6 protein-coding genes are annotated in these 15,011 nt (G+C 66.3%); 4 read left to right on the forward strand and 2 right to left on the reverse strand.

Annotated features, from left to right (window positions below; all coding sequences use genetic code 11):
• Positions 1-68 precede the first annotated feature (68 nt).
• Positions 69-662 (forward strand): hypothetical protein, encoded by a 594-nt coding sequence (locus ACUJB0_RS05600; protein ID WP_444844364.1) that lies wholly within the window; start codon positions 69-71, stop codon positions 660-662.
• Here ACUJB0_RS05600 and ACUJB0_RS05605 read toward each other — a convergent pair.
• Both ACUJB0_RS05605 and ACUJB0_RS05610 read right to left on the reverse strand, forming a co-directional pair.
• Positions 545-2,902 (reverse strand): GspE/PulE family protein, encoded by a 2,358-nt coding sequence (locus tag ACUJB0_RS05605; protein WP_444844365.1) that lies wholly within the window; start codon positions 2,900-2,902, stop codon positions 545-547. The genes ACUJB0_RS05600 and ACUJB0_RS05605 overlap by 118 nt on opposite strands.
• Before the next feature lie 10 nt (positions 2,903-2,912).
• Positions 2,913-3,809 carry an MBL fold metallo-hydrolase gene (locus tag ACUJB0_RS05610; protein ID WP_444844366.1) on the reverse strand — a complete coding sequence of 299 codons (897 nt, stop codon included), beginning with the start codon at positions 3,807-3,809 and terminating at the stop codon, positions 2,913-2,915.
• A gap of 194 nt (positions 3,810-4,003) precedes the next feature.
• On the opposite strand from ACUJB0_RS05610, the gene ACUJB0_RS05615 reads away from it, so the two are divergent.
• The 3 genes from ACUJB0_RS05615 (at position 4,004) to ACUJB0_RS05625 (ending at position 14,902) form a co-directional block, all read left to right on the forward strand.
• Positions 4,004-5,623: an HD domain-containing phosphohydrolase gene (locus ACUJB0_RS05615; RefSeq protein ID WP_444844367.1), complete on the forward strand. Its 1,620-nt coding sequence runs from the start codon at positions 4,004-4,006 to the stop codon at positions 5,621-5,623.
• 9 nt (positions 5,624-5,632) lie between these two features.
• Entirely contained in the window at positions 5,633-7,912 is a 2,280-nt protein-coding gene (locus ACUJB0_RS05620; protein ID WP_444844368.1) for a CHASE2 domain-containing protein, read from the forward strand.
• Positions 7,913-8,158: 246 nt separating this feature from the next.
• Entirely contained in the window at positions 8,159-14,902 is a 6,744-nt protein-coding gene (locus ACUJB0_RS05625) for a YDG domain-containing protein (protein ID WP_444844369.1), read from the forward strand.
• Positions 14,903-15,011 lie beyond the last annotated feature (109 nt).

Genomic DNA, 15,011 nt, shown 5'->3' on the forward strand with positions numbered 1-15,011 from the left:
CGCCGCTTCCGCGTCGGCGCGAAGTTTGCCATCATGTTGCTCGTTTCATAAAAAGGAGATAGCCGATTATGCGTATCATCGATCAGCGCTACCTTGCCAGCGGCAACCGTTATTCCTCCCAACCCTGCCTGCTTGGCATTCTCGAACTGGACCGCGAACCGCCCACCCCCGCCGCCATGAAGGCGCTGGAGCGCCGTTTGCTGGCGGCCCTGCCGGGCCTGCGGCGCCAGCGCGGCCTGGTGGGCAAGCGTTGCGACGACCTGCCGCCATTAGTCCCGCTGGTGCAGCAGGTGGCGCTGGAATTGCGCCGGCTGGCCTGCAACGAGGTGACGCTGGGATTTGTCGGCGTGGTGCCGCGCATGCGCGACCGCTACCGCCTGGTGTTGCCGTATTCGGCCAGGGGCGCCGTTGCGCCGGCATTGTCGATGGCCACGCAGCTGGTGGACGCGCTGCTGGCCGGCCGCTCGTTCAACCTGAAGGCAGGCCTGTCGCGCCTGCGCGCGCTGGCCGACCGCCGCGCCACGCCGCGCAACGGCAAGCGGGCCTACTTGATGCAGACCGCCCGCACCATCTTGATGTCGGTGATGCCCAGCAAGACCTTCTCGATGCCGTCCATCTTCAACGTCAGCATGCCGTCCTCCAGCGCGGCCGCCAGCAGCTGAGCCACGCGCGCATGCTCCTGTAGCAGCTTCTTGACCTTGTCGGTGCCGATCATCAGCTCGTGCAGGCCGACGCGTCCCTTGTAGCCCTTGTTGCACTCGTCGCAGCCAATGGCGCGGTACAGCGTGAACTTGCCGTCCCTGGCGTAGCGCTGGCGCCAGCCGGCCAGCACGGCGGCGCGGCCGGCGGCGGCATCTTTGCGGAAACTCTCCGTGCTTTGCAGCTCTTCGCAGAACTCCGTCAGCAGCAGGTTCAATTCCTCTTCGCTGGGCTGGTAGGCCTGCTTGCATTTGCCGCACAGGCGCTTGGCCAGCCGCTGCGCCAGGATGCCCAGCAGCGCGTCGGCGAAGTTGAACGGGTCCATGCCCATGTCCAGCAGCCGCACGATCGATTCCGGCGCGCTGTTGGTGTGCAGCGTGGCGAATACCAGGTGGCCCGTCAATGAGGCCTCGATGCCCATGCCGACGGTTTCCTTGTCGCGCATCTCGCCGACCATGATGATGTCCGGATCGGCACGCAGGAAGGCGCGCATCACGGTGGCGAAGTCCAGCCCGGCCTTGCGGTTGACCTGCACCTGGCGCAGGCCTTTCTGCGTGATCTCGACCGGATCCTCGGCGGTCCAGATCTTGGTGTCCGGCGTGTTCAGGTAGTTCAGCACCGAGTGCAGCGTGGTGGTCTTGCCGGAGCCGGTCGGGCCGCAGACGAAAAACAAACCATACGGTTTCTCGATGGTGGCGCGCAGCCGCTCCAGGTTGAACGGCAGCACGCCCAGCTTGTCGAGCGGGATCGGCTCGCCGGCCGCCAGGATGCGCATCACGATATCCTCGACGCCGCCGGCGGAGGGAATGGTGGCCACGCGCAGTTCGATGTCGAGCGGGCCGTATTTCTTGAACTTGATCTTGCCGTCCTGCGGCTTGCGCCGTTCGGAGATGTCGAGGTCGCACATGATCTTCACGCGCGCCACCAGCGCGCTGCGGTAGGCGGCCGGGATCTCGATGTACGGCACCAGCGTGCCGTCCTTGCGGAAGCGGATGCCGGTCTTGCCCTTGCCCGGCAGCGGCTCGATGTGGATGTCCGACACGCCCTGGCGGTAGGCGTCGACGATGATCTTGTTGAGCAGCTTGACCAGCTCGTTCTCGACCGCCTCCGACACCTCGCCCGAACCGCCCTCGGCATCGCCGTCGTCGTCGTCCATGCCCGACAGCAGCTCCCCGACGCTGCCGCTGTCGCCGGCCGCGCCAAAGAAGTGCTCGATCATCTGGCGGAACTCGCGGTTGCTTGTCACGCGGAACACAGGCTTGGCCTTGGGGAAGATCTGGTTGACGATGTGGGTGTTGGCCACGCGTTCGGGATCCAGCGCCACCACCAGCATGCCGTCCTTGTTGTCCTCCAGCGGCATCCAGCCCGATTCCTCGATGTACTGGCGCTTGAGGTTGCGCAGCAGTTCCACCGGCTTGATGCGGTCCGCGCGGAAGTGCTCGTACGGCACGCCGAAGTGGCGTTCCAGCGAGGCGCCGATGGCCGCCGGCTTGACCTGGAATTCGTCGATCAGCACTTCCTCGACATCGACGTCCTTCTTGCGAGCAGCGCGCGTGGCCAGCTCCAGCTCGGGCGCCGACAGCACCGCGTCCGTCACCAGCCCGTCATATTTGGTCCTTACCATTTGCGGCGGCTTCATGCGCTGGCTGAAGGCCACCGACAGCGTCTCGCACAACTCCTTCACGCCGGCCTCGGCGATGGCGGAGAAGGGCGCGCGGTCGCGGTTGTTGATGAATTGGACTACCCCCAGCAGCTCGCGCGACTGCACCGCGATCAGCGGCGCCACCAGCATCTGCTTGGTGCGGTAGCCGGTGCGCTGGTCCACGCCCTGCTGGAAGCGCAGCTCCGGCGAATAGCGCGCCAGCTCGGCCTGGTCGTAGACGTCGGCGATGTTGACGGTCTTGCGGGTCAGCGCGACGTAGCCGGCGATGGAGGCGGGCGTGACCGCCAGCTTGAGGTCGCGGAACGACGTCAGCCCGGTCTTGACCTTGGAGACGATGTAGTCCTTCTCGTGGTCCATCGCGTACAGCGTGAAGCGGTCGCAATTGAACAGGTCGCAGAATTCCATGCCCAGGTCGAGCATGATCTCGTCCAGGTTGCTGGTGGCGTGGATCTTGGTGGTGACGGTTTGCAGCTTCTGGAAGAACGCCAGCCGCAGGTCGACATCGCTGGGGTGTGGACTGGGGAGGCCGGCGTCGTTCATGGTGCCCTCGCTAGGTCAGATGGACTTCCATGCCTTCGTAAGCGAGGAAGACTTTCAGGTCGCCCAGCAGCGGCGCATGGCGCGCCATCACCTCGGCGAACACGGCTTCGAGTTCGTCGTCGCTGCGGGTCGGTTCATGATGGGTGCAGTATAGCGCTTTGGCACCGGTGCGCAGCGCCAGCGAGAACGCCGAATCGAAGGTGCCGTGGCCCCAGCCCTGCTTGGCCGGATATTCCTCGCGGGTGTAGGAGCAGTCGACGATCAGCGCGTCCACCCCTTGCACGGTGGCGTCGATGGCGGCGTTGCGCTCGTCCATCCACTGCTGGTAGGCGTCGTGCTCCGGGTGGCCGGGCGGGTGGATGTTGTAGTGCGGCTCGTGGTCGCCGGTGAAGAACACCGACTTGCCGTTGCATACGATACGATAGCCGAGGTCGGTCACCGGATGGTTCATCACCACGTTGTGCACGGTGGCGTCGCCCACCTGGATCGGCTCGCCGACGGTGAGCGTGCGGTATTCGATGGTGGCGTCCATCTGCGTTTCGCTGACCGGGAAATAACTGTTTTGCAGCTGCACGCCCATCACGTGCTCGATGCCGTTGCCGGTCACCGGGTCGGTCACGCCGTGCAGGCGCACGCGGCTGTCGCGCACGAACAGCGGCGTGAAGAAGGGCAGGCCGTGGATGTGGTCCCAGTGGCTGTGGGTGATGAAGATGTTGGCGTGGATCGGCGTGGTCTTGTTTTGCAACAGCGATTGCGCCAGCGAAAAAATGCCGGTGCCGCCGTCGATGACGATCAGGGTGTTGTCATCGGTGCGTACCTCGATACACGTGGTGTTGCCGCCGTAGCGCGCGGTGCGCGGTCCGGGGGAGGGAATGGAACCGCGCACTCCCCAAAAAATAAATTTCATACGCAATCCCTGTTTTTTAGCTCGATACGCCGATTGATGATAACTTTTTTTCCCTGCAACAGGGAAAAACCCGACACTGCCCATGGTAATTTTGTCGTCCCTATCAATTGTTGATGTACAACAGCTTGCGCTGCGGCTACACTTTGTTAGTGCGCTTGACGCCAGTCCATTCAACCGCTAGTGAAAAAGCAACCATGCAAGAGTTGAATCAAACCCAGATCGCACAGCGGCTCGACCAGTTGACCGAGCTGAGCGTCCAGCTGGGCAGCAGCCACGACACCGATACGCTGTTGGAGCGCATCCTGATCGTTGCCAAGAGCATGACCAACGCCGACGGCGGCACCTTGTACCGCCCCAGCGAGGACAAGCGTCACCTCGATTTCGCCATCCTGATCAACGACACGCTGCAGACCCACCAGGGCGGCGTCAGCGGCCAGCCGATCTCGGCGCCGGGCGTGCCGCTGTTCGACGACAACGGCGAAAAGAACCTGGCCTCGGTGGCGGCCTACGCCGCGCACTTCGGCCTGTCGGTCAACATCGAGGACGTGTACAAGGCCGACGTCTTCAACTTTTCCGGCATGGTCAAGTTCGACCAGCTGCGCCACTACCATTCGCAATCGTTCCTGACGGTGCCGATGAGCGACCATGAGGGCGAACTGGTCGGCGTGCTGCAGCTGATCAACGCCAAGGACAAGGACACCGGCGCCATCCGCGCCTTCACCCAGACCGACCAGCGCTTCATCGAGGCGCTGGCGGCGCAGGGCGCGGTGGCGCTCACGCACCAGCGCCTGATCGCCCAGTTGGAAGAGCTGCTGGAAGCCCTGGTCAACCTGATCAACATCGGCATCGATGAAAAATCGCCGTACACCGGCCGCCACTGCCAGTTCGTGCCGGAGCTGACGATGATGCTGGCCGAGGCCGTGCACGCCACCGAGACCGGTCCGATGGCCGAGTTCCGCATGACCGACGCCGACCGCAAGGAACTGTGGCTGGCCGGCCTGCTGCACGATTGCGGCAAGATCACCACGCCGGTGCACGTGGTGGACAAGGCCACCAAGCTGGAAACCATTTTCGACCGCATCGCCCTGATCGACACCCGCTTCGAGGTGCTGCTGCGCGAGGCCGAGATCGCCGCGCTGAAGCGCAAGCTGGCGCCGGGCAGCGACCACGCCGCCATCGACGCCGAGCTGGCCGCGCAACAGGCCGCGCTGCGCGCCGACCGCGACTTCATCCGCGCCGCCAACGTCGGCGGCGAAGGCATGGCGACGGCCGACCAGGACCGCGTGCGCGCCATCGCCCAGTACCGCTGGACCGGCCCGGACGGCATCGAGCGCGACTTCCTCGATGCCGACGAGGTGATGAATTTGACCATCAAGTTCGGCACCTTGACCGAGCCCGAGCGAAAGCAGATCAACAACCACATCTCGATGACGATCCGCATGCTGGAGGCGCTGCCGTGGCCCAAGCACCTGAAGAACGTGCCGGAATACGCCGGCGGCCACCACGAGCGCATGGACGGCAAGGGTTATCCGCGCGGGCTGACCAAGGACCAGATGTCGGTGCCGGCGCGGCTGATGGCGATCGCCGACATCTTCGAGGCGCTCACCGCCAAGGATAGGCCGTACAAAAAAGGCAAGATGCTGTCCGAGTCGCTGCGCATCCTGGGCAACTTCTCGCTCAACGGCCACATCGATCCCGACCTGTTCGACATCTTCATCCGCAGCAAGATCTATCTGCAGTTCGCCCACAAGAACATGGACGAGAAGCAGATCGACGTCATCGACGAGTCCCTCATTCCCGGCTACACACCGTAAGGAGCGCGCGTGCGCCTGATCCCCGCTAAGTGGACCAAGGTCCTGCTGAAGTACGGACCGCGCTGGCTGCTGGGCGTGCTGATCACGGCGGCCGGCGTGCTGTACTCGCTCAACATCTGGGAGAGCGAGGCGGTGGCCCGCTTCGACAACCTGCTGGCCGGCGAGCGCATGAAGCTGGCCGCGCCGGTGCTGGACCCGCGCATCGTCATCGTCGACATCGACGGCCAGGCGCTGACCGAATTCGGCCGCTTCCCGTGGAGCCGCAACGTGCAGGCGCGGCTGATCTCGCAGCTGACCGGGCACTACCAGGTCAAGGCGGTCGGCTACGATATCTCCTTCCCCGAGCCGGACACCAGCTCCGGCTACGGCGTGCTGGAGAAGCTGTCCAACAAGGAGCTGAGCGACGTGCCGGCATTGAAACAGAAGCTGGAGCAACTCAAACCCTCGCTGGACTACGACGGCCTGTTCGCCGCCGCGCTGAAAGGGCAGCCGGTGATCCTGGGCTTCAACCTGTCGCCGGACCAGGTCAAGGGCGAGCTGCCCAAGCCGCTGTTTTCCGAGCGCGACCTGAACGGACGCGAACTGACCGCCTACAACGCCCCCGGCTTCGAGGCCAACGTGCCGGTGCTGCAGCGGGCGGCGGCCGGCGGCGGCAGTTTTTCCGTGTCCACCGATCCGGACGGCATCGTGCGCTCGGCCTACCTGATCCAGCAAGTGGGCGACAACTACTATCCCTCGCTGTCGGTGGCCACGGCCGGGCTGTACCTGGGCGCGCTGGCGGTCAAGCCGCTGCTGACCGAATCGGTCGACCAGTTGTCGCAGAGCCAGCTGGAGAGCGGCGGCTACGACGCGCTGACCATCCTGCTGCCGGACCACAAGCAGCGCGTGATCCCGGTCGGCGAGGCGATGTCGACGGTGGTGCAGTTCCGCGGCACCGGCGGCCGCGCGGGCGGCGCCTTCCGCTACGTGTCGGCGGCCGACGTGCTGACCGGGCGCGCGCCGGTCGCGCTGCTGAAGGGCACGGCCGTGCTGATCGGCACCACCGCGCCCGGCCTGGTCGACTTGCGCGCCACGCCGGTCAAGGCCGAGTATCCGGGCGTGGAGATCCACGCCAACATCATCAAGTCCATCCTCGACAACCGCTTCAAGTCGCGCCCCTACGCGGCGTTCGTGATCGAGGCCGGGCAGATCCTGGCGATCGGCCTGCTGCTGAGCTTTGCGCTGGCCGCGCTGTCGCCGCTGCGTTCCATCCTGCTGGGCGTGCTGGTGCTGGCCGCCAGCTTCGGCCTGAACTACTACGAATACACCTCGCTCGACCTGATCTACAACCTGGCCATGCAGCTGATCGTGATCGCCTCGGTGTTCGTGCTCAACGTGGCGTGGGGCTATTTCTTCGAGGTGAGGAAAGGGCAGGCGCTAGTGTCGCGCTTCGGCGAATACGTGGCGCCCGAGCTGGTGGCCGAGATGGCCGACGATCCGGAAAAATACAATATGGACGGCGAGAGCCGCGAGCTGACCGTGCTGTTCGTCGACGTGCGCGGCTTCACCACCATCTCGGAAGGGCTGACGCCCAAGCAGCTGCGCGAGTACATCAACCTGTACCTGACGGCGATGTCGGAGGACATCCGCGACAGCCACCGCGGCACGCTCGACAAGTATATCGGCGACGCCGTCATGGCCTTCTGGGGCGCGCCGGTGGCCTTCCCGGACCACGCCAGCCGCGCGGTCGCCACCTCGCTGCTGATGCAGGCCAGCGCGCGCCGGCTCAACGAGGACTTCATCGCGCGCGGCTGGCCGCCGCTGAAGATCGGCATCGGCCTGAACACCGGCCTGATGCACGTGGGCGACATGGGCTCGAAGATCCGCCGCGCCTACACCGTCATGGGCGACGCCGTGAACCTGGGCTCGCGGCTGGAGGGCATCACCAAGGTCTACGGCGTCGGCATCGCGGTGGGCGAGGCCACCCGCGCGGCCGCGCCGGAATACGCCTACCGCGAGCTGGACCTGGTGCGGGTCAAGGGCAAGCACGAGCCGGTGGCGATTTTCGAGCCGATTGTTCTGGACAAAGATGTCGATCCGGCCACGCGCGACGAGCTGGAACGCTGGCACGCCGCGCTCGCTGCTGTTCGTATGCAACAGTGGGATCTGGCGATGCAGATTATCGTTGAATTACGTGCAATATTTCCTGAGCGCAGCCTCTACTCGCTATATACTGAGCGCATCACTTATTATCGAGCTCATCCTCCCGGCGCGGACTGGGATGGCGTGACCACATTCGAGACCAAATAGTGGAAAAAGCGTAAACATGACGGTGAAATAACTCGGCGCAATCTCGCCACACGCGGGAAAAATCTGTCGCCCGGCAGGAAAAAGACGTGGCGGCCTCGGCAAAGAAGGCTACACTTAGAGGAATATTAGTTTCCTTGTGGATATGCTTTGCGGGCCCGATTCTCCTCCCGATCACACTCCGAATAACTGGTTCGCGGCATTCCGGGGCGCGCGGACGTCACTCCCCACCGGATAGAGGATGCCGTTATGAAAGCCGACACCAGCCGCTCCACGCAACGCCGCGCGCACGCCGCGCCCTTGCGCCGCAAACTGATCGCCGTCATGGTGGCCGCCTGCTATTCGGGCGCGCAGGCGGGGCCGGCCAACCCGACCGTGGTGGCGGGCCAGGCCAGCTTCAACCTGCAGGGCAAGACCTACTCGATCACCAACACGCCCAACACCATCATCAACTGGCAGAGTTTTTCGGTGGCGCCGGACGAGATCACCCGCTTCATCCAGCAAAGCGCGGACAGCAAGGTATTGAACCGCATCACCGGCCAGAACCCGACCCAGATCCTCGGCTCGCTGCAATCGAACGGCAAGGTGTTCCTGATTAACCCGAACGGCGTGATCTTCGGCGCCGGCTCGCGGGTGGATGTCAACGGCCTGGTGGCGTCGAGCCTGGCGATCTCCAACGCCGACTTCCTGGCCGGCAAAAACAACTTCAGCGGCGACGCCACGGCGGGCAAGGTCAGCAACGCGGGCACGATCACCACGCCGTCCGGCGGCCAGATCTTCCTGGTGGCGCCGGCGGTTGAAAATAGCGGCGTGATCTCGGCGCCCAACGGCGACGTGGTGCTGGCGGCCGGCCACAGCGTGCAGCTGTTCGACTCCAAGGACCCGAACGTGCAGGTGGTGGTGTCGGCCCCGGCCGACCAGGCGCTCAACCTGGGCCAGATCGTGGCGCAGGGCGGGCGGGTCGGCGTGTATGGCGCGTTGGTCAACCAGCGCGGCGGCATCAACGCCAACAGCGCGGTGCGCGGCGCCAACGGCCAGATCATCCTCAAGGCGAGCGGCACCACGCTGCTGGAGGCGGGCAGCACGACCACCGCCACCGGCAGCAACCTCAACACTGGCGGCGATATCCGTCTGCTGGGCGACCGGGTGGGCCTGACCGGCAACGCCGTGGTCGACGCCAGCGGCGCGGCCGGCGGCGGCACGGTGCTGGTGGGCGGCGACTACCAGGGCAAGAACCCGGCGGTGCAAAACGCGCAGCAATCGTACGTGGGCAAGGACAGCGTGATCCGGGCCGACGCCACCGCCAACGGCGACGGCGGCAAGGTCATCGTCTGGAGCGACCAGGCCACGCAGATGTTCGGCGCCATCTCCGCGCGCGGCGGCGCCAACGGCGGCAACGGCGGCTTCGTCGAAACCTCCGGCCACTACCTGAACATGCAGGGCACGGTTGACACCCTCGCGCCCAAGGGCGCCACCGGCAAGCTGCTGCTCGATCCAAGCGATGTCTACATCGCCGACAACAGCGGCGTGTCCGGCGTGCCCAGCTCGGTGGGCAACCTCAACCTGGTGAGCGGCGGCTCGACCTTCCTGGAATCGGGCACTGTGCAGGATTCGCTGCTGCTGACCGATACGCTGCACACCGCGCTGCTTGCCAATAACGTGACGGTCAGCACGGGCAATCCCAACGGCAGCGGCGGCGGCGATATTTCGGTGCTGAGCGAGATCCTGCTGCCATCGGGCCGCACGCTGTCGCTGACGGCCGACCGCGACATCAACCTGAAGGCCGCCATCACCGGCGGCAACAGCGACCTGGTGCTGACCTCGGGCCGCTCCATCGTGCAGACCACGGAGCCGATCTCGGCGCTCACGGTCCACAACATCAACGCGATGGCGGTCACCAACATCACGCTGGCCAACGACAGCAACGCCATCGGCGGCTACGAGTCGCTGCATGCCACCAACGGCAATATCGTGCTGACCGGGACCAGCATCAACCTGGCCAACAGCCTCGCGGGCGGCTCGCTGACGGCCACGGCCCAAAATGGCGATGTCCGCGTCAGCGGCAACGTGACCAGCACCGGCAACATGACGCTGACCTCGGCCAAGACCAACGGCGTGGCGACGATCGACAGCGGCATGTCCGTGTTGTCCTCATCCGGCAATGTCGTGGTGCAGGCCGATAACATGACGCTCAACGGTACGCTGTCCGCGACCACCGCGCACGGCGTGCGGTTGACGCCGTATTCCAACGCCACCGCCATCCAGGTCGGCGCCGGCGCCACCGACGCCGCCGGCGTGCTGGGCCTGACCGATGCCGAACTGACGCACGTCCAGCTGCCGGTCAACGGCTGGCTGAGCATCGGCGACGCCGCCGGCGGCAGCGGCTATGGCAGCAATACCGGCAACCTGTCCGTGGTCGGCAACCTGGATTTGACGGGCGGCCAGAACGCCGGCACGCTGACCTTGTACAGCCAGGGCGGCAACATCAGCGTCGCCAGCGGCGCGGCCGTCAAGAACACCGGCGCGCTCAGCCTGGTCACGCATTCGAGCGGCGACTACCGCATCACCAACGCCGGCAGCCTCACGTCCAGCTCCGGCATCAACCTGTACGCAGGCAAGATGACGCTGGCCGGCGGCTCGCTCAACAGCACCTCGGTCAGCCTGGGTTCGACCAACGCCGTCGAGATCGGCGCGACCGGCAATCCGTCCAACGTGCTGGCGCTGACCAACGCCGACCTGGCCAGCGCCAACGCCAGCTGGCTGACGATCGACAACAACAACCAGAGCGCGGCCGGCAACATCGTTGTCAGCCAGCCGCTGATGCTGACCAACAGCCTGGCCCTGACCGCCACCGGCAGCATCGCGCTGCAGGCGCCCGTCACCACCGGCGGCCTGACGCTGAGCGCCGGCGCCAGTTCCAACATCACCGCCACCGACAGCGTGACCGTCAATGGCATCTTCAACCTGCAAGCCGGCGCCTGGAACCAGGTCGGCACGCTGCCGAACTTCACCGCCACCGATTTTCGCATCGCCGGCGGCACCTTTGTGCGCGCCGCCAGCGGCGACGGCGCAACCGCGCCTTACCATCTGGTGGATGTCTACGGCTTGCAAGGAATCGGCTCCTTGCCCGTCAGCCGCTCCTACGTGCTCGACAACGACATCGACGCCAGCCAGACCGCGCACTGGAATTCCATGGGCGGCAGCAACTACCAGGGCTTCAAGCCGATCGCTAGTGCCACTACCCCCTATATCGGCGTGTTCGATGGCAACCACAAGAGCATCAGCGGCCTCTACATCAACCTGCCCACCACCGACAAGGTCGGCCTGTTCTCGGAGCTGGACGGCGGCACGATCCGCGACGTCCGCATCGCCGGCGCGACGGTCGAGGGCAACAGCTACACCGGCGTCTTGGCGGGCAGCATCCAGAGCGGCACCGTCAGCGGCGTGGCGATCGAATCCAACGTCTACGGCAACGGCACCAACCTCGGCGGGTTGGCGGGCTACTCCAATGGCACCATCGGCACTTCCTACGTGGTTGGCAACGTGATCGGCAAGAACGCCTACAGCGTCGGCAGCACCGGCGGGCTGCTGGGCGGTAACGGCGCGTCCGGGACCTTGAGCAGCACCTACAGCAGCGGCGACGTCAAGACCAGCACCAACGACGTCGTCCATGCGCTGGTCGGCGCCGGCGCCGGTGGCGGCACCGTCACGTCCAGCTACTACAGCGCGGCGGCCACCGGCAGCGACAGCGCCGGCGCGGCCGGCCTGACGTCGGCGCAGATGATGCAGCAGGCCAGCTTCAGCGGGTTCGACTTCACCGGCGGCACGTCGGTGTGGCGCATCTACGAGGGCCACACGACGCCGCTTCTGCGAGGCTTCCTGGCGCCGCTGTCGGTGCATGTGACCGGCACCGGCGGCACCAAGGTCTACGACGGTACGGCAGCGACGTTCGGCCAGACCTACACGCACGCGGATGTCAGCGGCACGCTGGGTTTCGACGGCGCGATCAACACCGGCACCTACAGCCTCGGCGGCCTGTATTCGCACCGCTACGACATCAGCTACGATGCCGCGCCGCAGATGGTCATCACGCCGCGCCACATCACCGCCACCGTCACCGGCGCCAGCAAGACGTATGACCGCCTGACCGACCTGGTGTCGGGCACTTCCGACGGCACCTACGACTTCAGCTACGCCAACGTCGTCGGCACCGACAAGCCCGGCATCAGCGGCACCCTGAGCTTCGCCGACAAGACCGCCGGCACCGGCAAGACCGTCACGGTCGCCAGCCCGGCGCTGACCAACAACCCGTACAACAACTACGTGCTGGACGGCGCCGTGACCGGCACCGGCACGATCAACAAGGCCCAGCTGCAGATCAGCGGCCTGAGCGCGCCCGGCCGCACCTACGACGGCACCACCGACATCACGGTGAACGGCACCGCGTCGGTCACCCCCATCTACGGCGACGTCGTGACGCTGAGCGGTTCCAACAGCGCCAAGCTGCAGAACAAGAACGCCGGCGCCAGCAAGCTGGTGCTGCTGGACCTGAATAGCTACAGCCTGTCCGGCGGCGACGCCGGCAACTACACGCTGGTGCAGCCGTCCGGCCTGATGACGGAGATCGCGCCCGCGCAGCTGAGCGTGAGCGGCGTCACCGCCAACAACCGCGTCTACAATATGGACTGGAATCCGGCCGCCAGCCAGTACGGCACGGCGGCCACGCTGAATGTCGCCGGCGGCACCCTCGGCGGCGTGATCGGCAGCGACGTGGTCACGCTGTCGGCCGGCAGCGGCACCTTCTCCGACCGCAACGTCGGCACCGGCAAGAGCGTGACGGCCACCGGCTTCGTGCTGGGCGGCGCCGACGGCGGCAACTACGTGGTGACCGGCATGCCGAGCGGCCTGACCGCCAACATCACGCCGGCGCCGCTGACGCTCACCCTGCTCAGCCGCCAGTACGACAACACCACCAACGCCACGTACTCCGGCGCCACGCTGAGCGGCCTGCTGGGCATGCCGGAAGGCCCGCTCGACGCGGTGTCGTTGCTGATCGGCGAGGGCAGCACCCTCAGCTATGCCGACAAGAACGTCGGCGTCAACAAGGTCGTCACCGTCACCGGCAACCAGCCGTCCATCGTCGGCTCCGCCGCCGGCAACTACACGCTCAATGCCGGCGCCCGGGGCACGATCACGGCGCGTCCGACGTCGACCTGGACCGGCAGCGGCGGCGGCCTGTGGAGCGCGGCCGGCAACTGGGCCGACAGCATCGCACCGGACGGCGCCAACGTGCTGAACGCCGTCATCGGCAGCAGCGCCGGCACCATCACGTATGACGCCAGCGCCGGCAACGTCAAGCTGGATACGCTCACGGTCGGCAGCGGCAGCCAGCTGGCGCTGACCGCCGGCACGCTGATCGTCAACAACACCTCCGCCCTGACCGGTGCCACGCTCAACCTCAACGGCGGCAATATGGTGCAGAACGGCGCAATGTCGGTCTCCAACCTGACGCTGGCCAGCGGCGTGCTGAGCGGCACCAACAGTGCAGCCAGCGTGATCACCTCCAACCTGGCGCAAACCAACGGCAGCATCGACATGAGCGGGTCGCTCACCGTCTACAGCACCGGCAACCTCGTGATCGGCAACGCGCGGGCGCAGAGCGGCATCACGCTGGTCGCGGGCGAGGGCAGCGGCGCCATCAGCCAGACCGGCGCCTTGCAGACCGACAGCCTGCACACGACCGCCACCAGCGGCATCGACCTGAGCAACAGCGGCAATCACGTGAACGCCTTCTCCGCCAGCAATGGGCACGGCAACGTCGCGCTCACCAACACCGTTTCCAGCGGCGAGCTGGCGCTGGGCGCCTTGACCACCACCAACGGCAATATCGTCATCGACAACCACGGCGGCATCCACACCGGCGGCACCATACATGCCTCCAACGGCGGGGTGTCGATCACCGCGCACAGCCCGATCACCATCAGCGACCAGGTGATCGGCGACGATATCGCGCTGTCGGCCAGCACCGACATCACCTTGCAGTCGGGCTCGCAGCTGCAGGCGACCAATACGATCAAATTGGCGGCGACCAATAACATCGTGCTGGGCGGCCTGCTCAGTGTGAGCTCGCCGACCGGCGGCATCTCGGCGCTGGCCAGCAACGGCAGCATCAGCGTCGGCAGCGCCACCACCATCAATAGCAACGGCGCGCCGGTGTCGCTGGCCGCGCCGTTCGGCTCGGTGAGCGCGGGTTCGGTCTCGCTGGGCAGCGGCACGGCGCCGGTCATCGATTCCGGTTCGGGCACCGCCGCCGCCCAGGCCGCCGCCGAAGCAGCCGCCAAGGCCGCCGCCGATGCGATCGCCAAGGCGGCCGCCGACGCCGCCGCCAAGGCCGCCGCCGATGCCGCCGCCAAGGCAGCAGCCGACGCCGCCGCCAAGGCCGCCGCCGACGCGGCCGCCAAGGCAGCAGCCGAAGCAGCCGCCAAGGCCGCCGCCGACGCGGCCGCCAAAGCAGCCGCCGACGCCGCCGCCAAGGCCGCGGAGGAAGCCGCTGCCAAGGCGGCCGCCGATGCGGTAGCCGCGCAGGCGGCAGCCGAAGCCGCCGCCAGGGCCGCCGCCGAAGCGGCCGCCAAGGCAGCCGCCGATGCGGCAGCAGCGAAGGCCGCCGCCGATATCAAGGCCGCAGCCGATGCCGCAGCCGCTGCGGCAGCAGCCGCGGCGGGAAGCGCGGGCGGCCAGCCGCCGACGCCGGCCTCGCAGGCGGTGAGCACCACGGTCAACATCATCAACACGGTCACCCTGCTTAATATTGCCAAGAACCCGGCGATGTCGTTGCCGGCGGAGACCAGCACGGCGTCGAGCGGATCGGGCGGCGGCAGCGCCGGTCCCGCCAAGCCGGATGACAAGGTGCCGGACGAAAAGGACAAGGCCAGCGGCAAGGTCGATGTACTCGCCAGCAAGTCCGAGCCGGCCAAGAAGATGTACTGCAACTGAGGAAACGCGATTTGCGCAGGTCCGGGCGCCGGGAGTGAACTGAAATCCAACACTCGGCGCCGGGGCTTGCCAATTCGGTATTTCAAATAGGCATTGAATATGGCGGCTA

Origin of the sequence: Duganella caerulea, from assembly GCF_040362985.1 — a bacterium.
GTDB classification, from domain to species: domain Bacteria; phylum Pseudomonadota; class Gammaproteobacteria; order Burkholderiales; family Burkholderiaceae_D; genus Rugamonas; species Rugamonas vulcania.

What these genes read in the sequence shown, in the direction of transcription:
- ACUJB0_RS05600 (WP_444844364.1), top strand. Translation starts at nt 69, where the DNA reads ATGCGTATCATCGATCAGCGCTACCTTGCCAGCGGCAACCGTTATTCC.
- ACUJB0_RS05605 (WP_444844365.1), bottom strand. Translation starts at nt 2,902, where the DNA reads ATGAACGACGCCGGCCTCCCCAGTCCACACCCCAGCGATGTCGACCTG.
- ACUJB0_RS05610 (WP_444844366.1), bottom strand. Translation starts at nt 3,809, where the DNA reads ATGAAATTTATTTTTTGGGGAGTGCGCGGTTCCATTCCCTCCCCCGGA.
- ACUJB0_RS05615 (WP_444844367.1), top strand. Translation starts at nt 4,004, where the DNA reads ATGCAAGAGTTGAATCAAACCCAGATCGCACAGCGGCTCGACCAGTTG.
- ACUJB0_RS05625 (WP_444844369.1), top strand. Translation starts at nt 8,159, where the DNA reads ATGAAAGCCGACACCAGCCGCTCCACGCAACGCCGCGCGCACGCCGCG.